Source organism: Pseudidiomarina terrestris (genome assembly GCF_030466405.1).
Classification (GTDB): Bacteria; Pseudomonadota; Gammaproteobacteria; order Enterobacterales; family Alteromonadaceae; genus Pseudidiomarina; species Pseudidiomarina terrestris.
Window position 1 is genome coordinate 505252 of record NZ_JAGGJF010000001.1, and the last position, 24404, is coordinate 529655.

At 53.9% G+C, this 24404-nt stretch carries 22 protein-coding genes and 1 pseudogene; 6 read left to right on the forward strand and 17 right to left on the reverse strand.

Annotation, left to right across the window (positions count from 1 at the left end; genetic code table 11):
• Positions 1-67 precede the first annotated feature (67 nt).
• The 6 genes and pseudogenes from miaA to J6J34_RS02380 all read right to left on the reverse strand — a co-directional run bounded on the left by miaA (position 68) and on the right by J6J34_RS02380 (position 6042).
• Positions 68-1018 (reverse strand): tRNA (adenosine(37)-N6)-dimethylallyltransferase MiaA, encoded by a 951-nt coding sequence (gene miaA / locus J6J34_RS02360; RefSeq protein WP_301898429.1) that lies wholly within the window; start codon positions 1016-1018, stop codon positions 68-70.
• Positions 1015-1722, reverse strand: a complete 708-nt coding sequence (locus tag J6J34_RS12495; RefSeq protein WP_418055278.1) for a hypothetical protein — start codon at positions 1720-1722, stop codon at positions 1015-1017. Before J6J34_RS12495 ends, miaA begins: the two co-directional genes overlap by 4 nt.
• Positions 1705-2736 (reverse strand): annotated as a pseudogene (mutL, locus tag J6J34_RS12500) (DNA mismatch repair endonuclease MutL); the annotation flags it as partial. The gene J6J34_RS12495 and the pseudogene mutL, both read right to left, overlap by 18 nt.
• Before the next feature lie 8 nt (positions 2737-2744).
• A complete protein-coding gene (locus tag J6J34_RS02370; RefSeq protein WP_301775036.1) occupies positions 2745-4058 on the reverse strand; it encodes an N-acetylmuramoyl-L-alanine amidase in 1314 nt (437 codons plus the stop codon).
• Entirely contained in the window at positions 4058-4534 is a 477-nt protein-coding gene (gene tsaE / locus J6J34_RS02375) for a tRNA (adenosine(37)-N6)-threonylcarbamoyltransferase complex ATPase subunit type 1 TsaE (RefSeq protein WP_301775037.1), read from the reverse strand. Before tsaE ends, J6J34_RS02370 begins: the two co-directional genes overlap by 1 nt.
• Complete coding sequence (locus tag J6J34_RS02380; RefSeq protein ID WP_301898431.1) at positions 4531-6042, reverse strand: NAD(P)H-hydrate dehydratase; 1512 nt, start codon at positions 6040-6042, stop codon at positions 4531-4533. The genes tsaE and J6J34_RS02380 overlap by 4 nt, the downstream gene beginning before the upstream one ends.
• A gap of 63 nt (positions 6043-6105) precedes the next feature.
• On the opposite strand from J6J34_RS02380, the gene queG reads away from it, so the two are divergent.
• A complete protein-coding gene (gene queG, locus J6J34_RS02385) occupies positions 6106-7221 on the forward strand; it encodes a tRNA epoxyqueuosine(34) reductase QueG (protein WP_301719332.1) in 1116 nt (371 codons plus the stop codon).
• On the opposite strand, the gene J6J34_RS02390 is transcribed toward queG, so the two are convergent.
• From J6J34_RS02390 to J6J34_RS02410, 5 genes are all read right to left on the reverse strand, one after another.
• Complete coding sequence (locus tag J6J34_RS02390) at positions 7218-7775, reverse strand: DUF1415 domain-containing protein (RefSeq protein ID WP_301719331.1); 558 nt, start codon at positions 7773-7775, stop codon at positions 7218-7220. The two genes, queG and J6J34_RS02390, sit on opposite strands and share 4 nt — an antisense overlap.
• Positions 7776-7820: 45 nt before the next feature.
• Complete coding sequence (locus tag J6J34_RS02395; RefSeq protein WP_301719330.1) at positions 7821-8735, reverse strand: M14 family metallopeptidase; 915 nt, start codon at positions 8733-8735, stop codon at positions 7821-7823.
• A 99-nt stretch (positions 8736-8834) separates the two neighbouring features.
• Positions 8835-10109 carry an MgtC/SapB family protein gene (locus J6J34_RS02400; protein ID WP_301719329.1) on the reverse strand — a complete coding sequence of 425 codons (1275 nt, stop codon included), beginning with the start codon at positions 10107-10109 and terminating at the stop codon, positions 8835-8837.
• Between the two features lie 8 nt (positions 10110-10117).
• Complete coding sequence (locus J6J34_RS02405; RefSeq protein WP_301719328.1) at positions 10118-10543, reverse strand: MAPEG family protein; 426 nt, start codon at positions 10541-10543, stop codon at positions 10118-10120.
• Positions 10544-10564: 21 nt separating this feature from the next.
• The gene (locus J6J34_RS02410; RefSeq protein ID WP_301719327.1) at positions 10565-10804 is read right to left on the reverse strand and encodes a YheV family putative zinc ribbon protein; all 240 of its coding nucleotides are present in this window, start codon (positions 10802-10804) and stop codon (positions 10565-10567) included.
• A gap of 69 nt (positions 10805-10873) precedes the next feature.
• Here J6J34_RS02410 and J6J34_RS02415 point away from each other — a divergent pair, with 69 nt between their 5' ends.
• Together J6J34_RS02415 and J6J34_RS02420 are read left to right on the forward strand one after the other, a co-directional pair.
• On the forward strand, positions 10874-12766 hold the full coding sequence (locus J6J34_RS02415; protein WP_301719326.1) for an ATP-binding cassette domain-containing protein: 1893 nt from the start codon (positions 10874-10876) through the stop codon (positions 12764-12766).
• 9 nt (positions 12767-12775) lie between these two features.
• A complete protein-coding gene (locus J6J34_RS02420; RefSeq protein WP_301719325.1) occupies positions 12776-12997 on the forward strand; it encodes a YheU family protein in 222 nt (73 codons plus the stop codon).
• Here J6J34_RS02420 and cysQ read toward each other — a convergent pair.
• Together cysQ and nudE are read right to left on the reverse strand one after the other, a co-directional pair.
• A complete protein-coding gene (gene cysQ / locus J6J34_RS02425; RefSeq protein WP_301719324.1) occupies positions 12966-13808 on the reverse strand; it encodes a 3'(2'),5'-bisphosphate nucleotidase CysQ in 843 nt (280 codons plus the stop codon). The two genes, J6J34_RS02420 and cysQ, sit on opposite strands and share 32 nt — an antisense overlap.
• Positions 13795-14352, reverse strand: a complete 558-nt coding sequence (nudE, locus tag J6J34_RS02430; protein ID WP_301719323.1) for an ADP compounds hydrolase NudE — start codon at positions 14350-14352, stop codon at positions 13795-13797. The genes cysQ and nudE overlap by 14 nt, the downstream gene beginning before the upstream one ends.
• Positions 14353-14490: 138 nt before the next feature.
• On the opposite strand from nudE, the gene sthA reads away from it, so the two are divergent.
• A complete protein-coding gene (gene sthA / locus J6J34_RS02435) occupies positions 14491-15897 on the forward strand; it encodes a Si-specific NAD(P)(+) transhydrogenase (protein ID WP_301719322.1) in 1407 nt (468 codons plus the stop codon).
• Here sthA and envZ read toward each other — a convergent pair.
• From envZ to J6J34_RS02455, 4 genes are all read right to left on the reverse strand, one after another.
• Positions 15877-17226 (reverse strand): two-component system sensor histidine kinase EnvZ, encoded by a 1350-nt coding sequence (gene envZ, locus J6J34_RS02440; RefSeq protein WP_301775043.1) that lies wholly within the window; start codon positions 17224-17226, stop codon positions 15877-15879. The two genes, sthA and envZ, sit on opposite strands and share 21 nt — an antisense overlap.
• A complete protein-coding gene (gene ompR, locus J6J34_RS02445) occupies positions 17226-17954 on the reverse strand; it encodes an osmolarity response regulator transcription factor OmpR (protein WP_301719320.1) in 729 nt (242 codons plus the stop codon). The genes envZ and ompR overlap by 1 nt, the downstream gene beginning before the upstream one ends.
• Before the next feature lie 113 nt (positions 17955-18067).
• Complete coding sequence (locus J6J34_RS02450; protein WP_301775044.1) at positions 18068-19555, reverse strand: class I adenylate-forming enzyme family protein; 1488 nt, start codon at positions 19553-19555, stop codon at positions 18068-18070.
• 25 nt (positions 19556-19580) lie between these two features.
• On the reverse strand, positions 19581-21248 hold the full coding sequence (locus tag J6J34_RS02455; protein WP_301719317.1) for an isovaleryl-CoA dehydrogenase: 1668 nt from the start codon (positions 21246-21248) through the stop codon (positions 19581-19583).
• 136 nt (positions 21249-21384) lie between these two features.
• Here J6J34_RS02455 and greB point away from each other — a divergent pair, with 136 nt between their 5' ends.
• Both greB and J6J34_RS02465 read left to right on the forward strand, forming a co-directional pair.
• Entirely contained in the window at positions 21385-21879 is a 495-nt protein-coding gene (gene greB, locus J6J34_RS02460; RefSeq protein WP_301719315.1) for a transcription elongation factor GreB, read from the forward strand.
• A gap of 106 nt (positions 21880-21985) precedes the next feature.
• Entirely contained in the window at positions 21986-24328 is a 2343-nt protein-coding gene (locus J6J34_RS02465) for a Tex family protein (RefSeq protein WP_301835495.1), read from the forward strand.
• Positions 24329-24404: the final 76 nt, after the last annotated feature.

Below are 24404 nucleotides of genomic sequence, written 5' to 3' on the forward strand. Positions count from 1 at the left end.
ATCTTACTGCAAGGTTAGACACCCTATTTGTACTCACTCTTTAACTATAAGGCCAATTTGACTTCTTTCAAGGTTTGAACCGAGTAAAGTTTTCAGGCTCTTGCTGGCAATAGCTGACAACCTTCTCAGGCAAGTCCCCGGCCAGGCTGTCAAACCATTTTACGCCTGGCCATTTCCGCAACCAGGTCAACTGCCGTTTGGCCAGCTGCCGGGTCGCGAAAATACCCTTATCGATCATGGTCGCCTCATCGTACTCGCCATCCAGGTATTGCCAGACCTGTCGGTAACCGACACAGCGCAGTGCTGGCAAGTCGAGATGCAAGTCATGACGTTGCCGTAGCTGCTTGACCTCATCAACGAAGCCTTCTTGTAACATCTGTCTGAATCTCATCTCGATACGTTCATGCAGAACTTTTCGATCGGCCGGCGCCACAGCAATTTGCACAACTGGATAAGGCAACGCTCCGGTACGGGTCTGGCTCAAGGCTGTCAGGGATTTACCGGATAACCGGTAAACTTCGAGTGCACGAATCAGGCGTTGTGGATCATTCGGATGAATCCGTGCCGCGCTGATGGGGTCGACCTGCCTGAGCTCTTCGTGCAAGCTCTGACTGCCCTCTTGCGCCAGCCTTTCTGTTAATTCCGCACGCACGTCAGGATCCGCCTCAGGTAATTCGGACATACCTTCTAACAGCGTTTTGAAATACATCATAGTTCCACCCACCAGCAAGGGGGTGCGTCCGGCCGCGATAATGGCTTCAATCTCGCGCCGTGCGTCAAGGGCAAACTGTGCTGCCGAATAGCGCTCCGCTGGATCACAGATATCAATAAGTCGATGCGGGGCCTGCGCCAGCTCTGCCGCCGTCGGCTTGGCAGTACCTATATCCATACCACGGTAAATCAATGCTGAGTCGACCGAGACAATGTCGGCATCTAAACGCTGGCTTAACTCAATAGCTAGCCCAGTTTTACCTGCAGCCGTTGGTCCGTACAAACAAATTACAAAAGGCTCACTCATCGCAGTCGCTCCGGCAATGCAGGCAGTTGGACGTTAACACAATACGACGGATCAGCATGCAAATGCTCCTGCCAGATACCGAGCCAGTGCTCACCCTGGACCTTGTTATAACGGGTGGTCAGTTGCTGTTGCGCCAACCAACACCAAAACGATTGCGGCAATTCAGCATGGTCAACCAGAGTCTGACTAAGTTTGGCTAAACTCGCCGTAATATCTGTATGCCGCAAAGCTGCTGGCACTTGCTTCACCACCACCGCGCGGCCTTCGGTGCGCACCATCACGCCCAGCCGCGCCAGGCGCTCTTCATCAATTTCACGTATCCGCGCGAGGCAGTCCTGCTCGGTCAGCTTCACTGGTATCAACAGCGGCTGTCCGGCCAATCCAGTTTGGTACTGCCGCTGTAACTGCTGCATGACATAAGCCTGCTCGACCGCTTGCAAGTGCAGCAGCCTGAGCTCGTCATCTTGAATAAACAAGGCCATGCGTTCATCGACGATACTGAGCACTATAGCTGACTCAACGCCTGCAGTCTGGATCGCCGCAGTTGCCGGCACCGATGGTCTGGGCGCTGACGCTGTCGGGACCGCCGGTGCGCCCGGCTGCTGGCCCATTACGCCTGGCAGTGGCAGACGATTGCGTGGTTGCAGTTCTGCAACTTGTTGCTGCAAACTCTCGTTCGCCGCCTGATAGCTATGCGACGGCATCTCGCGAGCTGTTGCCTCAGCGCCGGCCTGCAAGGCCTCGCGGACACTCTGCAGAATAAAGTCATGGACTTCACGGGCCTGTTGGAAGCGCACCTCGTGTTTGGCGGGATGCACATTCACATCCACTTCTGTCGGTGGCAGCTCAAGGTAGAGCACATAGGTTGGCACACGCTCATCGTCCAGCCGATCGCCAAAAGCCTGGCGTATGGCATGGTTGAGCATGCGGTCGCGCATCATCCGGCCATTCACATAGAAATATTGACCGTCAGCTTGATGGCGACAGGCGTGCGGCGGTGCTACCCAGCCCCATAATTTCAATCCCATCGCTTCCACGGTCAGCGCAACCGCATGATCAGTAAAAGCAGTTCCCATAACTCGTGCCACGCGATCAATACGTTGTGCGGGGCTGACCGCCGGATAATTACGTACGCTTTTCTGGTTGTGATTCAGTGTCAAGCGCACATCGAACCGGCTCAACGCGATACGCTTAAGGAGTTCGTCGATGTGATTAAATTCGGTCTTGTCGGTACGCAGAAACTTACGCCGCGCCGGCGTATTGAAAAACAAATCTTCTACATCCACGGTGGTGCCGTCGGGGTGGCTGGCCGGTGCCAACTCGGCCTGCATGTCCCGGCCTTCAACCCAAGCCCGCCAGGCCTGTTGCTGCGCGGCAGGTTTTGACGTCAGAGTTAAACGCGAGACCGAACTGATACTTGCCAGAGCTTCGCCGCGAAAGCCTAAGCTCTGGATGGCTTCCAGATCGTGCAAAGATGCTATTTTACTGGTCGCGTGCCGCGCCAGGGCCAGCGGCAGCTCGTCTTTGCTGACGCCCGCACCGTCGTCGCGGATACGAATACGCCGCCGACCACCTTTTTCGATATCGACCACCAATTGCAACGCGCCAGCATCAAGGCTGTTCTCGACCAGCTCCTTCACCACCGATGAGGGTCGCTCAATGACTTCACCGGCAGCGATCTGGTTTGCCAGACTAATAGGTAACAGGCGGATGGGCATGAGAATGGTTATTCCGGACTTGGGATTTCTAGAACCTGGCCAATGCGGATGACAGAGCTGTCCAGGTTATTGTGCGATTTTATCGCTCTCACCGATGTGTTGTAGCGCTGCGCCAGAATAGATAACGACTCGCCGGAGCGCACCACATGGCGACTGGCACGATTTTTCGCAAACAGCGTACCGTCCGGTGGGCGCCGCATGAAATAACCACGTACGCCTTGATAAATGGCTCGCGCTAACTTTTGTTGATGTTGATTACTCGCTAACAACTGTTCTTCTGTCGGGTTTGAAATGAATCCCGTCTCTACCAACATGGACGGCATGGCGGTGGACGTTAATACCGCCAGACTGGCGTGCTGCGGATCTTTTTTATGCATTTTGGTAATGCGCCCTAATTCACTCAGCACCTGTGTTGCCGCTTCATAACCACTAAGCATGGCATGGTCCATTTTCATTGAAACCAGAGTTTCGTTGAGAAATTCCTGTTCGTTGGCAGCAGGTTCTACTCCGGCGAGAACGTCCGACAAGCGTTCTTTGTTTTCCAGCAAGCGACCCATTTCGCTGGTTGCGCGGCGATTGGACAGGATCCAGATTGAGGCGCCACGAGGTTGCGGTGTCACAAAGGCATCGGCGTGAATAGAAACAAACAGATCGGCATTGATACGTTCAGCTTTGCGCGGTCGCTCATTCAAATCAACATAGTAATCATCGGAGCGGATCAGGTACGCCTGCATGCCCGGATCAGAGTTAATCATGCTCGCCAGGGCACGCGCAATTTTCAGCACCACGTCTTTTTCATAAGTTCCACGCGGCCCAATCGAACCAGGATCCTCGCCACCATGTCCAGCGTCAATCGCCACCGTGACTTTGCGCTCCTGCAGATCTTCCGCACTTAGAGCTGCGCTATCGCGCTTTAACGATTGGCCCGGAAGATCAATCACCAGCCGATGTCCATACCCACCCTGCGGCCCCAGTGACTGAATCACCGGCTCAATCAGCTTATTTAATTCGATGACCAGCCGAGTACTGTTGGCATTCTGCGGGGTACTGGTGCGGATCGTCTTGACCAGCAGTGAGTTCGACTCGAAGCGGTCGAGGTTAAACTTAAGATCCGTTTGGGTGAAATCCACAACCAGCCGGTAAGGGTGAGACTGATTGAGTTGGAAGTAGCTGTACGCTGGCTCTTCACCCATGTCAAAGACCACACGCGTGCGGTCGGGGGACGGCCACATGCGAATGTTGTCAATTGTGTTTTTTGCTGTCACAGGTACAGCAAAACCCACTAACATCAGTGAAAACAGGACAGCGATTAAGCGTTGCATCAGAGTTTATCGAGGAGTTCCCGACCTCTTGTTGTTAGCGCACCAAACGTCAACGACCGCGACGTATCCGCGTACTCGATGACAATAGTCATATCCGGCTCTGGTAGTACCCCTGCTCCACGCTGGGGCCACTCCGCCAAAATTATTGTATTAGTGTCAAGGTAATCACGAATGCCCATAAATTCAAGTTCTTCAGGGTCGGCCAGTCGATATAAGTCAAAGTGATGAATCTGCCAAGGGTCCAGTTCATAGCTTTCCACTAACGTGTAGGTCGGGCTTTTGACGTTCCCCTGATGCCCCAAGGCCTGGATAAACCCTCGACTAAAGGTCGTTTTACCGGCCCCAAGCTCACCGAACAAATAGAAGGTAAGTGCCTGTTCCGGGGTCGTTGCACTCTCACTTACCACATTCGCAAGTCGCCGGGCCAGTGCCAGCATCTCCGCTTCATCAGCGAGGAAAAAGTTTTTTTCAATCATGGATTCACTAACTTCCGCAAAGGCTCCATTAAATCGCTCGGTAGTGTACCACGTTCCCCCGCAATTGCAGCCTGTTCACCGGCCCGTCCATGCAACCAGGCGGCACAGGGTAAAATGGCTTCTGCAGCGAGCCCCTGTGCAATCAGACTGCCGGCGATGCCACTTAAAACATCACCGGAACCACCCACTGCCAGTGCCGGGGAGCCGCGAGTACAGATTCGTATCGTTTCGGACTCGGGCCCGACAATAAGCGTTCCAGCGCCTTTAAGCAGCGCAAAGGCATTCAGCTCTTGTGCCAGACGTCTGACGGCTTGCCAGCGGTCTTGTTCAATGGCATCGCTGGTCGTGTCCAATAGCCGCGCGGCTTCGCCCGGATGGGGAGTGATCCACAAGGGCGCTGAGCGGCTTGCCCATGCGCGGTGTTGCGCGACCACATTGAGACCATCGGCATCCAAAAGCACAGGCACCTCGGTACCTAAAACCCACTGACAAAGTCGCGCGCCCCAGTCCTGCTGATCAAGCCCAGGGCCAAGAACAACTGCATCGGCACGCTCGAGAAATTTCACAACATCGGTTTTCGAAGCTGCCTCGGTACTTGAAACCATGAGCTCCGGTTGGGCCGAGGCGATCAATGCATGACTCTCAGGGTGAGTGAGTACTGAAACTTTGCCGGCACCTGCTCGCAACGCCGCGCGCCCGGCCAGAACCACAGCTCCGGACATGCCCGGCGCACCACCAACAATGACCACATGGCCGTGGCGCCCTTTGTGGCTAGTACGACTGCGAGGGGGTAAATGACGTGCGACATCATCCTGCTCTACTAAGGTTGCAAAGGGCTGCTCTAAATGCTGAAAGGCTGCGGCAATTCCCAGTTCAGCGAGTTCCAGGCGGCCGACATAATGGGCCGCCTGAGCAGTCAGCAGTCCCGGTTTCAGCGCCACCATGGTCACCGTGTAATCGGCTTCCACCGCTACCGGAATCGCCACGCCCCGGTCACTTTGCAAGCCGGTTGGGCAATCGATACTGAGGACCCAAAGTTTATGAAAGTTTTTCGCGTCGTTTAAGGTCTCGACCGCTCGACAGTAGGATGCGTCCAGATCCCGGCTCAGCCCTGTCCCCAGCATGGCGTCGACAATGACATCGTATTCAGCGATGTGGGTTCGATCCAACTTCTCTAGTGGCTCCACCGTCCCCTGCTCATCTTCCCAGGCTGCAGCGGCCTGTTTAGCGAGATCGCTTTTAGGCTGAGCCGCCACTACCTGCACGCGATAGCCGTGGGTTCGTGCCAATCGCGCCAGCACCCAACCATCACCACCATTGTTGCCAGGACCACATAAAATCATCACCCGTGCCGGAGCTGGATACTGTCGCTCCAGCGCGGCGAGGCAGCTCTTCGCGGCCCGTTGCATTAACTGCTCGGCAGAGACCGAAAGTGACTCAGCGGCTTCAAGTTCGCGTTCCCGAACCTGCTCCGTACGATAAACTAGTTGCTGTACACTTACCGGCATCAATGCATCTCCATGGGATTTTTGTTATTTTAACCACTTGCACCTAAGCATAAGACGAATTTTATGGATTTCCACCAACTTGCTGCAGATATTAAACAATGGGGTCAAGAACTTGGCTTCCAAAAGGTTGGCATTACCGATCTGGACCTGAGTGCAGAACGTGAAGCACTGCAGCGTTGGTTAGCAGACGGTATGCATGGCGAGATGGATTACATGGAGCGCCACGCTGATTTACGTACCCGGCCGGACCAACTTCACCAAGGCAGTGTGCGGGCGATCTCAGTGCGCATGAATTACCTGCCCGCCGAAGCTGGCTTTGCAAAGACGCTGAAGAATCCCAAACTAGGTTATATCAGTCGCTACGCTTTAGGTCGTGACTACCACAAGTTAATGCGCAAACGCCTCAAACAATTGGGCGAAAAAATTAAAGCGGCTTGTGCCGAGCTTGATTACCGGCCTTTCGTTGACTCAGCGCCCATTATGGAACGTCCACTGGCGGTGAAGGCTGGGTTAGGCTGGACCGGGAAACACACGCTCGTGCTTGACGAACAGGGCGGCTCCTGGTTTTTCTTAGGGGAGTTACTGATTAACTTGCCGCTGCCGGTGGACGAGCCCGTGGAAGAAAAATGTGGCAGCTGTAAAGCCTGCATTACCATTTGCCCGACGCAAGCGATCGTAGAACCTTACAAACTGGATGCGCGCCGCTGCATTTCTTATTTGACGATCGAACTCAAATCAGCGATCCCTGAGGAATTCCGCCCCTTAATTGGCAACCGCATCTACGGCTGTGACGACTGCCAGTTGGTCTGCCCCTGGAATCGTTATTCGCAAATCACTGACGAGGGTGATTTCGCACCGCGCAAAGATTTGCACGCTCCTGAACTACTCACCTTATGGAGCTGGGACGAAGCCACCTTCTTAAAAACTACCGAAGGCTCGCCGATACGCCGCATCGGGTTTGCTTCCTGGCAGCGAAATTTAGCCGTAGCCTTAGGCAACGCGCCGCACGATCCCGCCATTATTGCGGCTTTGGAAGCACAGCGCGGGGCGGTGAATGCTATGGTGGATGAACACATTGACTGGGCGTTACAGCGGCAGCGCAACAAAAGTGCTACCGCCAGCAAACAGGTGTTACGACTGACCCGGGCAGTCGAGAAAGGCTTGCCCCGCGATGCTTAAGCCTCGTTATTCGCGCGGCTCTTGCAGGCACTGAGCACGGCTTCGAAAAAACCAACGCCACGACGTTCGGCTTCAGCGCAGTTATTTTCCGGAATCAGATCAGGGTTTGGATAACGCTTTAGTACCCGCTCCAGGCTTGCTTCGCGGAGTAAATGCAGCACCGGATAAGGTGCCCGATTAGTGTAGTTCGCAGCTGCATCAGGGGCACTGCCAGCAAACTGGTAGCGGGGATGAAAACTGGCAACCTGTAAGATCCCTTCAAGATCAGCTTCGCGCAGATAAACATCGGCATAATCTAACAGTTCAAGATAATCATGAAAGTCGTCAAAGCCGTCGCTCAAGACCAGTAAGGTCGTCTCTTTCTGATCGTTTGCGAGCAGCTGGCTGGCGGCATCCGCAAAGGCCTGCAATGCCGCGCCCAGCTCAGTAGCCGCGCAGTCCTGATAAACAATGGTCTGACGCTCAACTTCCCGGTGCGCAAACGGGCAAAAATTTAGCCCGACAACCACTCGCTCAACCCATTCGCGCACCGCATCACACGCAGGTGTCAACACTCTCGCTGGAGCGTGACCCGATTTACCTGCAGAGAAGTTAACCACTTAGCACTTGCCTGCTGCATGCTCAAGCGCACCGCGCACTGCCGCTACCTGAGCATCAACACATTCAACCGGATTGGTATTTGCACTATCCGGATAAACTTCAGTAGTGGTCACAAACCGCGCGTTGGTCATGCCCATGCACAGCCCCAGCTCTTTAGCGTCGTATTCAATGACACCTTCCTGCACCATAGGAGCACCAATCAGGCAACCACTTTCGTCAGGCGGCGCAATATGCGTTACTGGTTTTATCGTTTCGATAATAGCGCGCTGGAACTCTGGCTCCTCGCGTGAGCTATCCGCCACCAGATAAAAGCCGTCAGGTATATTCCAGTTGTCGTTGGTCGTGCCATTGCGCGCGGCCAGAGCCGGACGAAATTCGGAATTATCCGTATCCGTGGTCTCATGTAAATCGACATGAACACTTGGTGCTATTTCATGCACTTCCAGATACTGCATGAGCAGCGCTGCTTCCTGAGCCGGGCTGTCGGTAACGAAAGAGCGATTCGGGTCCACCGCAGCTGGATTCCAGCGGTTTATCGTCTCGTAACCCCAGGGACTCACACAGGGCGCCACCAAAATATTGAAACGTGCTAGGTGGTTCACCGCTTCCGTTTCCAGAAAGTATAAGGCGCCATGCACACCGCTGGTCTCATAGCCATGCACACCGCCCGTAACCAGCACTGTGGGGCGGTCAACGCGCCAGTTTTGACTGCGCACAACGTATAACGGAAAGCTGCGGCCGTCATAGTTCAGCTCACCATAAGTCTCAACGTCGAACTGCTCCCGCAAGTGATCGATACGACGAATGACATTGTCCTTGTAATCGCGCTGCTTACTCTGTTGCTCGAACCATGCTTGTTTCTCTTCGTCGCCCCAAGGCTTACCCGGAGTTCCAATAGGATACTGCTGCGTCATAGGTGACCACTCCCTGAACGTTGCTGACAAATAACTACTTTCATTAAGTTGCTTTAGTTTAGGCGATTTTAGCTTAAGCCTCCAGCCACCCGAGCTCCGCTAACCCAATATGAGGAGGGTCAGCCAGCCGGCAAGTACTGCCAGCACACTCACACAGACTGTGATAAGCCACATTGAGCGATGGCCCAGCATTACGACTAAGGCAGCTTTGACCAGCGTATTGACACTGGCGGCAATGATAATGGCGCGGGCGGCAACGTCCAGCTCCAGGCTGTAATTCCCGCTCGCGCCTGCCATTTTTGCCATCGATAAGGTGATTGCATCGACGTCTGTCAGGCCGGACACGGCCGCCACAGCGTACACACCGGAGGCATCAAAATACTGATGAGCATAGTGGGCAAGCAGCAACACGATGACCAACAGGCCTGCAAACTTAACTGCGGTGATGATATCAAAGGGATTCTTCAGCTTAACCCTGGGATGATGACCATTTCTGCCGCGACGCCAAAGCAGCCAGAGCACACCGATCAGGGGCACCAGGGTCATGCTGAGTAAAGGCGCCGCAACTCTGGGTAAGAGTTCGCGATTGACGATAGCGACCTCGATCAACATTCGCGGAAACATGGTGCCTGCCGCCAGCAAAATGACCGCAACCAGAAAGCCATGGGAACGGCTTTGCTGGCGTCCTAAATGCGCCATACTCAACGTCACCGCGGTCGATGAAGCTATGCCGCCAAATAATCCGGTGACCAGTAATCCGCGCGCCTGCCCCAATAGTTTTACCGAAAAATAGCCCACGAAGGAGATGCCGGTAATCAATACCACCATCCAACCCACCAGGTAGGGATTGATGACGTCGCCGGGACCATAGCCGGTATTGGGCAACAACGGCAATACCACGACGCTAATCACCAGCATTTGCAATATTGCCAGTAGCTCACGCTGCTGTAATGCCTCAACCCAGCCATGCAACACGGGCTTCAGGCCAAGCAGTAATGCCACCACTATCGCGACGGGCACCGCTATTTCGACCTGGCCAACAAGGCACATAGCGCCTAAGCAGAAGGTCAATAGGAGCGTGGTCGGAGTGGTAATGCCGACGTCATGGTCGCGACGCACTTCAAGTAGGTGCGCGATGATGACAAGCAGAGAAAAACAGCCGAAACTGATCAGCCAGATAAGATAAGCTGGCGGCGCTGCCAGATGTTGGCTTAATAAGGTGACAACCCCACCAAACAAGCTAGCAACGGCAAAGGTGCGTAAGCCAGCGAAACGCTGGCCTTCGGCGCGACCGCGCTGACTCCAGCCGCGCTCGAGCCCGATAATCAAGCCGACAGCAAGCGCGTAAGCCAGTTCCAGCAGCGCGAGTTCCACTGGTCAGCCTAGTACATTGACCAGAGTTGCATTGCGCACTGCACCAAGATTGCAATATTGGCAACTGCACCGAGCGCAAAAAACCAGCTGCGCGGACTTGGGTTCTTCTCTGTCGCAATGGCGTAGTACAAAATCATGTGTAAGATGCGCGCCACGGCAAACACCACAACCCAGTAGCCAAACCATTCACTTTGCAAGCCTAAAAACAAAGCCAGAAACACCGTCGCCACAAACATTGGCACGTTCTCCAGCGAGTTCATAAAGGTGCGGTGGCATCTGAACACCAAAGAGTCATGACTTAAGCCCTGTGGAATTTTGCCGGGAACGGCATCGGCTTGTTTGGCTTTGACCGCAGCGGCGACGGCCCACTGGATCAGCCAGGTGACCAAAATAATCCATAAACCAGTAAATACTAATGTCGTCTGTGCTTGCATAGCTTATCCCTTCTGTAGTTATTATTCGGGTTTAAAAATGCCGATCACATTGTCGTCTTTTACTGCTTTGGCGCTCGCTGTGGCGGGTTCTTGCTGAGGCTTCTTATCCTGTTCTGTGAAGCGGTGGTGGCAGGACACACACTCAACCTGCTCGTCAGGCTCGCCGCTGACTGTCTCAGTTATGAGTAACATCAGGGTATCGCTGGCCTGACAAGCGGGACATTCAGCCCCAGCAATAAAACGTTTACGTGTACGTGCCATATTCACCTCGTTTCGCTTCAGGTATAATTGTCGCAGATTCATTCACCAACACCAAGCACAAGGTTAGTCATGATTTCAATCCGTGGCATGGCGCTCATGCGCGGCGGTAACGTACTGCTCGAAAACACCGATCTCGCTATCTTTCCCGGCCACCACGTCGGTATCGTCGGACGAAACGGCACGGGCAAATCATCACTGTTTGCGTTGCTGCGGGGCGAACTGCAAGTGGAGCAAGGTGAATGTGACGTGCCATCGCAATGGCGCATTGCCAGTGTCAAGCAGGAAACGCCCGCCCTGGATCGTACTGCCCTCGACTATGTGCTTGATGGTGATACGGAGCTGCGCCAACTGGAAGATCAGCTTAGTATGGCTGAGCAGGCCAATGATGGCCATGCCATCGGTCGTTTGCATGATCAGCTTGCCGCCATCGGTGCGTACGAGGCTCCTTCCCGGGCCGCATCTTTACTCTCGGGGCTAGGCTTTACCGATGCGCAATTTCAGCAGCCGGTCAAAGCTTTTTCCGGCGGCTGGCGGATGCGCCTGAACCTGGCACAGGCATTGATTGCTCGAGCTGACCTGTTACTGCTGGATGAACCGACGAACCACCTTGATGTCGACGCCATATTTTGGCTTGAGGACTGGCTACAGCGCTTTCCGGGGACTTTACTACTAATTTCACACGATCGTGATTGCCTCGATGCGATTTGTCAGCAGATCATTCATATCGAACAACAAACCGCGACGTCCTACACCGGTAATTACAGCAGTTTCGAGCGCCAGCAGGCTGAGCAGATCGCCCAGCAACAAGCGCAGTTTGAAAAGGAACAGGCCCAACGTAAACATCTACAGACCTACATTGACCGTTTTCGTTACAAAGCCAGTAAGGCCAAACAAGCACAAAGCCGCATCAAGGCCTTAGAGCGCTTACAGTCCAGCGCTCCCATTGTTGCCAACAGTCAATTTCAGTTTCGTTTTCGCAAACCCATGCAGCTACCTAACCCGCTGCTGACGCTGGAAAATGTCCAGGCCGGCTACGGCGATACGGTGATTTTACGCTCCATCAAGTTTGACCTGGTGCCGGGCAGTCGCATCGGTCTGCTCGGACGTAACGGCGCCGGTAAGTCAACGCTGGTCAAATTACTTGCTGGCGAGCTTGCGCCGCAAAGCGGTACTGTCGCGCTGAACTCTGGCATTAAACTCGGCTATTTTGCCCAGCACCAGCTGGAAACGCTCGATCTTAAAGCCAGTGCGTTACAACACGTACAACGACTGGATCCGCAGGCAAGTGAGCAGCAATTGCGTGATTTCCTGGGTGGCTTTGGCTTTACCGGCGATCAGGCAACGCGGCTGGTGGCTCCCATGTCAGGTGGTGAAAAAGCTCGCCTGGTATTAGCGCTTATCGTTTACCAGAAACCTAACTTACTGCTACTCGATGAGCCGACCAACCACCTGGATAGCGTCATGCGGGAAGCATTGGTGTATGCCCTGCAGGATTTTGAAGGGGCAATGGTGATTGTCTCGCACGATCGGCACCTGTTACGTACTTGTGTGGATGATTTCTTCCTCGTTGCTGATGGTCAGGTGAGTTTGTTTAATGACGACCTCGACGGTTATCACCGCTGGTTACAGGATCGGCAGCGGCCCAGCGACAACACTTCATCCGCAAGCTCTGGCAAAGCCGATCGCAAAGCGGAGAAACGTGATGCGGCCGAGCGACGCAAGCGCCTGAAGCCGTTTAAAGACGCCGTTGAGCGTTACGAAAAACAGGTTCATAAACACGAGAACGACCTGGCCGAGCTCAACACCTTACTGGGCGACAACAGTCTTTATGAAGACGCCAATAAACAGCAGTTGCAGCAGTTATTGCAGCAGCAGACACAAGCGCAACAGTTGCTGCAAGAAGCCGAAGAAGCCTGGATGAGTGCCGAAGAAGCCTTACAACACGCTGAAGCACAGGAGTAACACAAGAGTATGCAAATTCCATGGCAACAGCTGGATCCAGAATTGCTCGATAGCGTAATTGAAGCTTTCGTCTTACGAGAAGGTACAGACTACGGTGAGCAAGAGAAGACACTCACGGAAAAAGTCGCAGATGTGCGTGCTCAGTTAGAGCGCGGCGATGCCATTCTGGTTTGGTCGGAATTACATGAAACTGTCAATATCATGCCTCGGGATGAGTTTGATGGCGAATAAACACATTGCGCCAGTTCACCGCTTCATCTCCCAGAATAACAAAATTTGGATTGCCTAAATCAGCTTCTTTATTGTAGGTGATAGGCTTAAAGTGCTCGCTTACAATACTGCCTCCGGCTTCACCGACGATGACATCGGCCGCAGCAGTATCCCATTCTCCGGTAGGTCCAACCCGTAAAAAGCAATCCGCCTGCCCCTCGGCAATTAAGCATGCTTTAAGTGAACAACTGCCTGCAGGTACGGTACTTATCTCACGGTCTGGATTCATCCGCTGTAATACCCGCTCGCGTGGCTGCCGGCGGCTGATGGCCAACCTTAAGGGATCCTGTTCCGGATTGCTAAATTTATGCACGCGAAGGCGCTGTTCGCCGTTAATGTCCCGCCGAAATGCACCGCGATCTTTTTGCGCCAGATAGAGCTTGTCCCCGGCAGGCCAGTATATCACTCCCAGCGTAGGCTGGTGTTGTTCAACCAGGGCAATGACGACGGTAAAGTCGCCGCTACGGGCAATAAATTCCTGTGTACCATCAATCGGGTCAATCAGCCAGTAACGTTGCCACGCCTGGCGCTCAGCCAACGACAGATGCGCGCCCTCTTCAGAGAGCACCGGAATGTCGGGCGTTAAGGTTTTAAGTTGATCGGTGATGAACTTGTGTGCCGCCAGATCAGCACTAGTGACTGGCGAGCTATCAGACTTTTCATAAGTGGCATAGGCCTGCTCTTCGTAGAGCTCCATGATTAAATCGCCCGCCTGCAGCGCTACATCGGCAGCGCCTTCCAGCCACTGTTGTAGTTGCTTAGTTGGAGTCACGCTCAAGTTTCCTTAGGGTCATCAGTAAAGCCGCGATACTCCGCGCTTCGGTGAAGTCCTCCTGGTCCAGCAGCGCTTGTGCCTTACTCAGCAGCCAGGGTACCCGCTCCAGCGGTTCCGGCTCATCGCCCTCCAGCTGCTCAGGATAAAGGTCTCGGGCGATAAAAATATGCATGGTAGCGGAAAAGAACTGCGGTGCCATAGTGACACTTTTTAGCGGAATGAGTTGCTGCGCACCAAAGCCAATTTCTTCTTTAAGTTCGCGGTTGGCCGCCTGTTCCGGTGTCTCTCCCGGATCGATCAACCCCTTGGGAAAGCCGAGCTGATAATTGTGCAGGCCAGCGGCGTACTCACGGACTAACATTAGGGTATCAGCGTCGACGAAGGGCACGATCATGACTGCGCCGCGACCACTGCTTTGCATGCGTTCAAATTGCCGTTCGACGCCATTGCTAAAGCGTAAATCGACGGCTTCAATGCGCAGCAGGCGACTGCGCGCTACAATTTGTCGTTGAAGAATTTCTGGGGTAGGTTTTCGCGCCATATTTTTTCTGCCAACCAGAGTTGCCATCGCAATCGGTGAAACTGATATCCAGAATAAGCCTGGGTTACTGGCTTCCGAACTGCTGTTTCGGTTACTATAACGGCTTGTAACTAGCGGTACAACAAAGAGGAGCTTTTCATGAGCGAAACCACAGCACAATATGACGCCGTAGTCATCGGCAGTGGCCCCGGTGGTGAAGGTGCAGCCATGCAACTGGTGAAAAACGGTCGCAGCGTCGCGCTCATCGAAAAACACGAATCGCTTGGGGGCGGTTGTACCCATTGGGGCACGATCCCATCAAAGGCATTACGACACTCTGTCAGCCGTTTAATTGAATTCAATAGCAACCCGCTTTTCTCCGGTGAAAACATTCAGCGCGGGTTATCCTTTGCTGACATTCTCCGTCACGCGCAGGGTGTTATTTCAAAACAAGTGCAAATGCGTAGTGGATTTTACCAACGCAACGGGGTAACGGTGCTGCACGGCGTCGCTACTTTTGAAGACGCCAATACCATTAAAGTTACTCAGCCGGACGGAACCCTTGAATACATCGGTGCAAAACAGATAGTTATCGCCACTGGCTCACGTCCCTACCATCCGCCTGATGTAGACTTTAAGCACGAACGCATTTACGACTCCGACACCGTGTTGTCACTTAAATATGAGCCACGCAGCATCATTATTTATGGTGCCGGTGTGGTGGGTAGTGAGTACGCCAGCATCTTCCGTGGCCTGGGCGTCAAGGTCGACTTAATCAATACCCGCGACCGCCTGTTGTCGTTCCTCGATGCCGAGATTTCCGATGCGTTAAGCTACCATCTGCGTAACAACGGCGTAGTGATCCGCCACAATGAAGAATACGAGAGAATTGAAGGGCATGAAGATGGCGTCACATTGTTTACCAAGTCAGGTAAACGTCTTGATGCAGATTGTCTGCTGTACGCTAACGGCCGCTCCGGTAATATCGAAGAGCTTAACGTCGAAGCAGTGGGGTTAAAACCAAACTCTCGGGGACAGCTCGATGTTTCTAACCAGTACCAGACTGAGGTGGAAAACATTTATGCCGTCGGCGATATCACGGGTTACCCATCACTGGCGTCAGCGGCGTATGACCAGGGACGAATTGCCGCCACCGCAATGCTTCCCGGTGATTGCGCAGAACGTTTGATTAGCGACATACCGACCGGAATTTACACCATCCCTGAGATTAGTTCGGTCGGTAAAACTGAAGAAGAACTGACCGAGCAGAAGGTACCTTACGAAGTCGGTCGCGCGCAATTTAAACACTTAGCCCGGGCGCAGATCTCCAATATGGCGGTAGGTAGTCTGAAGTTACTATTTCATAGAGAAACCAAAGAAGTTCTTGGGATTCACTGCTTTGGTGAACGTGCTGCAGAGATCATTCACATTGGTCAGGCCATTATGGAACAGAAGAATGGCGGCAATACCATTGAGTATTTCGTCCGCACCACGTTCAACTATCCAACCATGGCCGAAGCCTATCGGGTGGCAGCATTGAACGGTTTAAACCGGGTTCGCGAATAATTCGTCGGATTTCGCGGCTGGTAGCTCAATGCGAACTGCCAGACCGCCAAGTTTCTGGCTCCGCCCGAATGATATACGCCCGTTATGCCGCTCGATAATACGTTTCACGATCGCTAGTCCCAATCCTGAGCCTTTCGCTGCGCGAGCTTTGTCTCCCTGAGTGAAGGGTTGCAGTACGTGCTCGACCTGACTTGCCGGAATGCCCTCGCCGTCATCACTGACGGTAACCCAGACGCTTTCCCGGGCGGCATGATAGCCGGTTTCAATACTGATCCGACGGCCTCCATAACGCTCGGCATTTTCTATCAGATTTAGCAGTACCCGCTTAATGGAAACGGCCCGCATCGGGATTTTCGGGATTTCGCCGTAATGCACCTCGATAGTGCTTTGCCAGCTCTCCGGCACATGACCAACGACGTCCTCAATGAGGTAGTTAAGATTTTCGCAGTCACTGTCAGCCTGGGTATCCACGCGCACATAATCAATGAACTGATCGATAATGGCATTCATATCGTCAATGTCACCAATAATACCCTCGGCCAATGCATCTTCACTCGGCGGCATCATTTCGGTCGCCAAACGTATGCGGGTTAGCGGGGTGCGTAAATCATGCGAGACCCCAGCCATCAGCAATACTCTATCCTGCTCCAATTGCCGTACCCCCTGCGCCATTTGGTTAAATGCCTTGGTCACCGCAATGACTTCAGTAGAACCACGTTCGGGCAAGGCCTCCGGATAATCTCCGCGACCAACCTTGAGCGCGGCCGCTTCCAGTGACTTAAGGGGCTTATTCTGCCAATTGGTAAACAGCATGCCGCCTAAAATACTTAAGGCGCCAATCAGGATGAGATAAAACAGCAAGGGAGAGAACCGGGCTTCATCAAAGGTTTCCAGCTCCACCCGCAGCCAGTATCCTTCAAGGGATTCGGTTTGAATCCAGACGAAGTAGACATCGTCCTGCGAAATACGAACTTCGGTATTTGCCGCAAGTTGTTGGCTCATTTGCTCAGAGAGGAAATTGTAGATCGTGGCCTGCTGTAAGCCGTTCGCCAAAGCTTCTTTTTCGGTGAAACCATCGATACCCACGGCTTGGGTATAACGCTCGGCCAGATTGCGTTTTTCAAACGCTGACATCTCATGAGTACTCAACCACTGGTCAAGCACAATAATGCCCTGCACCTGTTTCGATACCACCGAGCTGATCTGTTGCATGGTTGGCTTCACTACATACAGGCCAACCATGACGTAAGACACTACCTGATTAATGAATAGCAATAGCGCGATCAGGGCGACCGTGCGGGCAAACGCGGAACGCGGAAGGATACGCATCAACTGGCTTTTTTACTGCCATCCGGCACGAATACGTACCCGAGTCCCCATACGGTTTGTATGTAGCGCGGGTTAGCTGGGTCCACTTCCAGCATGCGCCGCAAGCGTGAAACCTGAACATCAATACTGCGCTCCAACGCGCTGTAGTCGCGCCCGCGAGCCTGATTCATTAATTTATCACGCGACATCGGCTGGCGGGGGTGAGTGACCAAAGCCTTCAGAACGGCAAATTCGCCACTGGTCAGCGGCATTGGCTCAGCACCGCGGTACATTTCCCGGGTGCCCAGATTCAGTCGGAAATCACCAAATTTAATTTCTTCATCATCCGCTGACGGTGCACCCGGGATTGACTTGCCTCGGCGCCTCAGCACGGCGCGCACGCGGGCAAGCAACTCGCGGGGGTTAAAAGGTTTAGCTAAATAATCGTCGGCACCAAGCTCAAGACCGATGATGCGGTCGACCTCGTCGCCTTTTGCGGTCAGCATGACAATAGGGATGTCGTTGCTTGCCTGACGCAATCGTTTACAGATGGATAAACCATCTTCACCGGGAAGCATCAGATCCAGCACCATCAGATGAAAGTTTTCACGTTCCAGCAAGCGGTCCATTTGCTCACTTTCCGCTGCGGAGCGCACGTAAAATCCTTGCTCAGTGAGGTACCGCTCCAGCAAGCTCCGCAATCGTGCATCGTCATCCACGACTAATATTTTAAAAGTCTCTTGCCCCATGCCTGCGATGTCCTATGGCTATGTCAGTAGTGCAACTATAAAAGAAGCTTGGCGGTTTGCCAACGCAGCGGGAACTAGCCGCAGCCGCTTTTTGTATCCAAATGTGTTCTGCCCTAGCCCAGCTGATGTTTTAGGACCTTACCGTTGGCGTTGCGCGGCAACTCATCCATGACCTCATAGAGTCGCGGCAACTTATAATCTGCCAACCGTTCTTGCAGAAACTCGCTCAGTTCCTGCTGCGGAGCTGCCAGCGGCTGCCGCAAAATCACAAACGCCTTCACCGTCTCTCCCCATTCCTTATGTGGCACGCCGATAACGGCAGCTTCGATGACAGCCGGATGCGCCGCCAGAGCATCCTCTATCTCGCGTGGGTAAAGGTTGACCCCACCGCTGATGATAATGTCTTTTTTACGGTCCTTAATCCAATAGAAACCGTCCTCATCACGGATAGCAACATCGCCGGTTTTCAGCCAACCATCTGCGGTGAAGGCCGCAGTGGTGGCGTCCGGATTATTCCAGTAACACTGCATCATGCCCTCGCCGCTGATCTCGACCTCACCCGGCTCGCCAGTCGCGGGTTCCTGCCCCGTTTCCGTGCGTAATCGTACTTCGGTGTTAAAAGCTGCGCGCTGACCGACGGACCCCGCTTTGGTTGCATGTTCATGGGGCAATAAGAGCGTGCCCGACGGGCCGGCTTCGGTAAGTCCGTAAACACAATAAAACTGATCTGAACCAAAAGCCTTTTGTACCAGCTGTGTTTGCTCAGTGGACATCGCTGCACCGCCGTAAATCCAATGACTGACACTGCTAAGATCGGCGGTTTCTACTGTCGGCTGCTGAGCCGTCAGTAGGTAAGCCACGGGCGCACCAAAAAAGTGGGTCACCTGATGTTTGGGCACCAGACTTAATAACAGGTCCGGTGTGAAAGTAGGTGCGACCACATGAGCTGCGCCGACCAGGGTGCCGGCCATGAGAAATAAATTCAGCGGCGCGGAGTGCGTAAATGGCATTAAGTGCAGCAACTTACTGTGCGGCGTCATCGCCATTTCCAGGGCAATCATGGTGGCTACGGCATGAATTGCGGTGTGCTGGAACAGGACGCCTTTCGGCCGCCCGGTGGTACCCGATGTATAAAGTAAAAGGGCCGGGCGGTCAGACTCCGCCAGCGGCACATCTAACTCTCCGACAGAAACGCCAGCCATCACTGAGAAATCGTCCAGCCAGAGACCGGCCAGGCCTTGCTCAATCAATGGTTTGAGCGCACTGTCCGTCATTGAGCAAGTGAGTACTAACTTTGCTTCAGCATCGCCAAGAATATACTCCAGCTCTGGAGTGGTAAGGCGCACATTGATAGGCACGGCAATAGCGTCTAACCGCTGGATGGCAAAAAAACCGACGATAAAAGCGATACTATTAGGTAAAACCAGCGCGACCCGATCGCCCGCTTGGACCCCCTGTTCCTGCCGTAACCAGGCCGCGGTGCGCTCTACCTGTCTGGCAAGCTCCTGCCAGTTGAGTTCCTGCTGGTCATCGGTGACCGCCAGGCACGCTGGAAACTTGCGCGCATTACGCGCCAGCATCTGATAGATCGTCATCGTCATTCTCTCCTTGTCCCTCAGGTTGTCATTAAGCAGGCCAGGCGCGCGACAGGATCTGCCTGGCTGCAGTAGGGTCAGTTAACCTACCATACCCCATGTGCTCTGTTACGCCTAAACGCGAGCTACAGAACGCATCGGCGACTGCATTGGGCGCATGCTGTTGCAACAAAGCGCCTTGTAGCGCCCGCGCCATCAACTCCACCAGTTGTCTGGCATAGAAAGGCTGCTGCTGCGCCGTTTTCAGGCGCTCGGGCAGCGCTGCAATAGCCGCATCAAGGTTGGCGTGGCTGCCTTTGGCGCGATTGAGCTCCTTTAAAAAGGCAGCAAAAGAGTCCGGCTGTTTTGCCACGGCCCGCAACACATCCAAACACTGAACATTGCCACTGCCCTCCCATATAGCATTGATAGGTGCCTCACGATACAGCCGTGGCATGATGCAATTCTCCATCACCCCACTGCCGCCGATGACTTCCATGGCTTCATAGGCATGTTCTGGAGTGCGCTTGCAGATCCAGTACTTACCAACGGCCACGGCAATACGGGCAAAGGCGCGTTCATGTTCGTCGTGTTGATGATCCATGGCCCGAGCCATGCGCATCGTCAGGGTCATCGCTGCTTCGCTCTCCAGCGCCAGATCCGCCAGCACATTCTGCATTAATGGCTGGTCGATAAGTTGGGCACCAAATGCTGCCCGGTGATGACAATGATGAACAGCTTGCACTGTGGCCTGCCGCATTCCCGCCGAAGAGCCAATCATGCAGTCGTAGCGCGTCATAGCAACCATCTCAATGATGGTGCGCACACCGCGTCCCTCATCCCCCACCATCCACGCCAGCGCACCGCGCAGTTCAGCTTCACTGGAGGCGTTCGCGACATTACCCATTTTGTCTTTGAGGCGCTGGATCTGTAGGGGGTTCTTGCTGCCGTCAGGCCGCCAGCGTGGCAGCAGGAAGCAACTTAATCCGGCTTTTGTTTGCGCCAACACCAGGAAGGCATCGCACATCGGTGCCGAAACAAACCACTTATGGCCCACCAGCTCATAGGCTTGGCCCGGCCCCTCTTTGCCAACGGGATAAGCATAGGTAGTATTGGCTCTGACATCAGAGCCGCCCTGCTTTTCGGTCATTGCCATGCCAATGGTCACCGCCTGCTTCTCGCCATCAGGGACATTGCGCGGATCGTAGCTGTTTTTTAAAATCTTCGGCAGCCAATAAGCCGCCAAATCCGGCTGGTGTTGCAAAGCCGGAACTGCAGCAAAGGTCATGGTGATCGGGCAGCCATGCGCAGCCTCGACCTGGGTGTGCAGATAATACCTGCAGGCACGGGCAACATGCGCTCCTGGCCCGGGCTCTGCCCAGGGCGAAGCATGCAAGCCGTGCTTCGTGGCCAACGCCATCAGCTGATGATAAGCGTCGTGATACTCGACCAAATCGGTGCGGTGACCGAAGCGGTCCTGCGGCTCAAACTGCGGCCGATAGGCATTTGCCAAAAATCCGAGGCGGATGGTCTGAGCCTGGCCAGCAAGTTCACCAAACGCAGCAACCGAGTCCCGGGCCCAACTCGCACCTTCGCGCTTGAGTGCCTCTTGCAGGGCAGTATCTTGCGCAAATAAATTATAGTTCTCGAGCGCCGGAGGTTGATTCTGAACCTCGTGCGTGCGCGCCAGAAATCGTTCTGCCTGTTGCCAGCTTGTCATAAAACCCCCTTATCAAAACCTTACCATCGCACCCGTGCCAGCGCTCATCAGTTGGGCATGCCCGCAGCTAAGTGCTATTATCCGCGGCTAGTCCTCAACCGTTACCGAACCCTTATCGCATGATGGTATACACGACATGGCACGCACGAATCTGATTACCCGCAACGGCTACTATAAACTCCAGCATGAGCTTGACCACTTGTGGCGGGTCGAGCGCCGCGAGACCACCGAAAAAGTGACCTGGGCTGCGAGCTTAGGAGATCGCTCAGAAAACGCAGACTACAAATATAATAAACAAAAACTGCGACAAATCGACCGCCGTATCCGCTTTTTGCGTAAGCGCCTGGAAGCCCTCAAGATTGTCGATTATGCGCCCTCTCAAGAAGGAAAAGTATTTTTTGGCGCCACCGTGACCATTGAAAATGACGATGGTGTCGAAAAACAATTTACCATTGTTGGTCCCGATGAGATCTACGACGATAAGACAGTCATCTCTATTGATGCGCCTATGGCCCGCGCCGCGATCGGTAAACAGCTTGACGACGAGGTGCGGGTCACCACGCCTACCGGCACCCACGAGTGGTTTATCACTGCGATTCATTACCAACGCACGAAACCCGACGCTTGCTAGGTCAGCTCTACCCTGCACAAATCATCACGACGAGGTCGCGCCTGCTGCGCAATGACTGTTATACTGGCGCGCAACTTTTCAGGCATTCACTAACAAGAGAGAATACATGAGCTCGATTCCCCAGCAAATCGCGAACGAGTTAGCAGTCAGTTCGCAGCAGGTTCAAGCTGCTATCGCGCTTCTCGATGATGGCGCCACCGTCCCCTTTATCGCTCGTTACCGAAAAGAAGCCACCGGCGGTCTTGATGACACTCAGTTACGCAATCTGGCGCAGCGGTTAACTTACCTGCGTGAGCTGAATGATCGTCGTGAAGTGATTCTGGCCAGTATCCGCGATCAGGAAAAGCTCACACCGCAACTGGAACAGCAGATCCGCGCCACCCAGTCGAAAACCGAACTGGAAGATTTATATCTGCCCTATAAACCGAAGCGCCGGACCAAAGGTCAAATCGCTATTGAAGCAGGCCTGGAGCCGCTCGCGCTAAGCCTGTTAGAGAACCCGGCTCAAGATCCAGAGCAACTTGCCAGCGGCTACATTAATCAGGATGCGGGCTTTGCGGATAGCAAAGCAGTTCTGGAAGGCGCGCGCTTTATCTTAATGGAGAAGTTCGCCGAAGATGCAGCATTATTAAAGAAAGTACGTGATTATTTATGGAATAACGCCGAGATTTCCAGTGTTGTTGCCACCGGTAAAGAGCAGGAAGGGAGTAAATACCGTGATTACTTTTCCTTCAGCGAAGCACTGAAGAAAATCCCTTCGCATCGAGCCCTCGCTTTATTCCGGGGCCGTAATGAGGGCATGCTGCAGCTCAAACTGAACGCCGACCCGCAACAGGAAGACCCGAAAGCACGCAGCTATGGCGAACAGATCATCGCTGGTCATATTCAGTTTACCCCTGCGGACCGGGCTGCAGACGCCTGGCTACAGCAAACCATTCAGTGGACCTGGCGAATTAAATTACTGCTGCATATGGAAACCGAGCTGTTTGGCACCGTACGCGAACGTGCCGAAGCTGACGCGATAAAAATCTTCGCCAACAACCTGAAAGATCTCCTGATGGCAGCGCCGGCCGGTGCGAAAACGACCATGGGCCTGGATCCAGGCGTGCGTACGGGAATTAAAGTGGCAGTAGTGGATAGTACCGGCAAGGTCCTCGGCACTAATACCGTATTCCCGTTCCAGCCGCAGAATCAGGTAGATAAAGCCATGCGCACCATCGCGGGCATGTGCAAACAGCATAAAGTTGAACTCATTGCCATTGGTAACGGCACCCACTCCCGCGAAACCGATAAACTGGTGGGTGACTTACTTAAAGCGGATGCAGATCTTAAGGCCAGCAAAGTCATAGTAAATGAAGCCGGCGCATCAGTGTATTCAGCATCGGAACTTGCCGCGCAGGAATTTCCCGATTTAGACGTGTCCTTACGCGGTGCAGTCTCTATCGCACGGCGCTTGCAAGACCCACTGGCTGAGCTAGTGAAGATTGAACCTAAATCTATCGGTGTAGGCCAATACCAGCATGACGTGAGTCAGGCTCAGCTGGCGCAAAGTCTCGATGCCGTGGTTGAGGATTGTGTTAACGCGGTGGGTGTGGATGTAAATACCGCGTCCGTGGCACTCCTGGCGCGCGTTGCTGGTCTCAATAAAACACTGGCGCAAAACATGGTCGCGCATCGTGACGCCAATGGTCGATTCGAGCATCGCAAGAGCTTACTGGACGTCAGTCGCATGGGCCCTAAGTCGTTCGAACAGGCCGCAGGCTTCTTGCGGGTGATGGATGGCAGTCAGCCGCTGGATCGCTCTGCCGTCCACCCGGAAGCCTATCCTCTGGTCGAGCGCATGGCGGCCGATCACGACAAACAGGTGGCGGAACTTATTGGCGACAGTAACTTCCTGAAGAGCCTGGATGCCAATGCGTACACCGATGACACTTTCGGTCTGCCTACGGTTCGCGACATCATCCGTGAACTCGATAAGCCCGGCCGTGATCCGCGTCCTGAGTTTAAAACTGCCAGCTTCAAAGAAGGCGTGGATACACTGCAAGACCTGCGACCCGGCATGACGCTTGAAGGGGTTGTTTCCAACGTTGCCGCCTTTGGTGCTTTTGTAGATATTGGTGTGCACCAGGACGGTCTGGTGCATGTCAGTGCCCTGTCCGACAATTTCGTCAGCGACCCCCGTGAAGTCGTGAAAGCGGGTGATATTGTCAAAGTGAAGGTCATGGACGTTGACGTACAACGCAAACGCATCAGTTTGTCGATGAAGCTCAATGACGAAGTGACCGCCAGGGACGGGGCGAAGCCTGCCGCTGCAGCCAGCACCAAGGGTTCCGGCAAGCCCAAGTCAGCACCTGCTGGCAAGAAGCCGACCGCGAAAGGCCCGCCATCGCTTGGTAACTCAGCGATGGGCTCAGCCTTTGCTGACGCGTTCGCAAAAGCGAAGAAATAACTTTAGCTAAAGAAGTACCTGAAACAGAGTAGAGCCGAACATACTGTCCACAGGACCAGGCTAAAAACCGGTAGCG

Bases quoted from the DNA above. Each gene is read 5' to 3' on its own strand.
- J6J34_RS12495 (WP_418055278.1), bottom strand. From the start codon at position 1,722: ATGCCGTCGCATAGCTATCAGGCGGCGAACGAGAGTTTGCAGCAACAA.
- J6J34_RS02420 (WP_301719325.1), top strand. From the start codon at position 12,776: ATGCAAATTCCATGGCAACAGCTGGATCCAGAATTGCTCGATAGCGTA.
- J6J34_RS02450 (WP_301775044.1), bottom strand. From the start codon at position 19,555: ATGACGATGACGATCTATCAGATGCTGGCGCGTAATGCGCGCAAGTTT.
- nudE (WP_301719323.1), bottom strand. From the start codon at position 14,352: ATGGCGCGAAAACCTACCCCAGAAATTCTTCAACGACAAATTGTAGCG.
- miaA (WP_301898429.1), bottom strand. From the start codon at position 1,018: ATGAGTGAGCCTTTTGTAATTTGTTTGTACGGACCAACGGCTGCAGGT.
- ompR (WP_301719320.1), bottom strand. From the start codon at position 17,954: ATGGGGCAAGAGACTTTTAAAATATTAGTCGTGGATGACGATGCACGA.
- J6J34_RS02370 (WP_301775036.1), bottom strand. From the start codon at position 4,058: ATGCAACGCTTAATCGCTGTCCTGTTTTCACTGATGTTAGTGGGTTTT.
- J6J34_RS02405 (WP_301719328.1), bottom strand. From the start codon at position 10,543: ATGCAAGCACAGACGACATTAGTATTTACTGGTTTATGGATTATTTTG.
- queG (WP_301719332.1), top strand. From the start codon at position 6,106: ATGGATTTCCACCAACTTGCTGCAGATATTAAACAATGGGGTCAAGAA.
- J6J34_RS02395 (WP_301719330.1), bottom strand. From the start codon at position 8,735: ATGACGCAGCAGTATCCTATTGGAACTCCGGGTAAGCCTTGGGGCGAC.
- greB (WP_301719315.1), top strand. From the start codon at position 21,385: ATGGCACGCACGAATCTGATTACCCGCAACGGCTACTATAAACTCCAG.
- J6J34_RS02410 (WP_301719327.1), bottom strand. From the start codon at position 10,804: ATGGCACGTACACGTAAACGTTTTATTGCTGGGGCTGAATGTCCCGCT.
- J6J34_RS02465 (WP_301835495.1), top strand. From the start codon at position 21,986: ATGAGCTCGATTCCCCAGCAAATCGCGAACGAGTTAGCAGTCAGTTCG.
- tsaE (WP_301775037.1), bottom strand. From the start codon at position 4,534: ATGATTGAAAAAAACTTTTTCCTCGCTGATGAAGCGGAGATGCTGGCA.
- envZ (WP_301775043.1), bottom strand. From the start codon at position 17,226: ATGCGTATCCTTCCGCGTTCCGCGTTTGCCCGCACGGTCGCCCTGATC.
- sthA (WP_301719322.1), top strand. From the start codon at position 14,491: ATGAGCGAAACCACAGCACAATATGACGCCGTAGTCATCGGCAGTGGC.
- J6J34_RS02455 (WP_301719317.1), bottom strand. From the start codon at position 21,248: ATGACAAGCTGGCAACAGGCAGAACGATTTCTGGCGCGCACGCACGAG.
- J6J34_RS02415 (WP_301719326.1), top strand. From the start codon at position 10,874: ATGATTTCAATCCGTGGCATGGCGCTCATGCGCGGCGGTAACGTACTG.
- J6J34_RS02380 (WP_301898431.1), bottom strand. From the start codon at position 6,042: ATGCCGGTAAGTGTACAGCAACTAGTTTATCGTACGGAGCAGGTTCGG.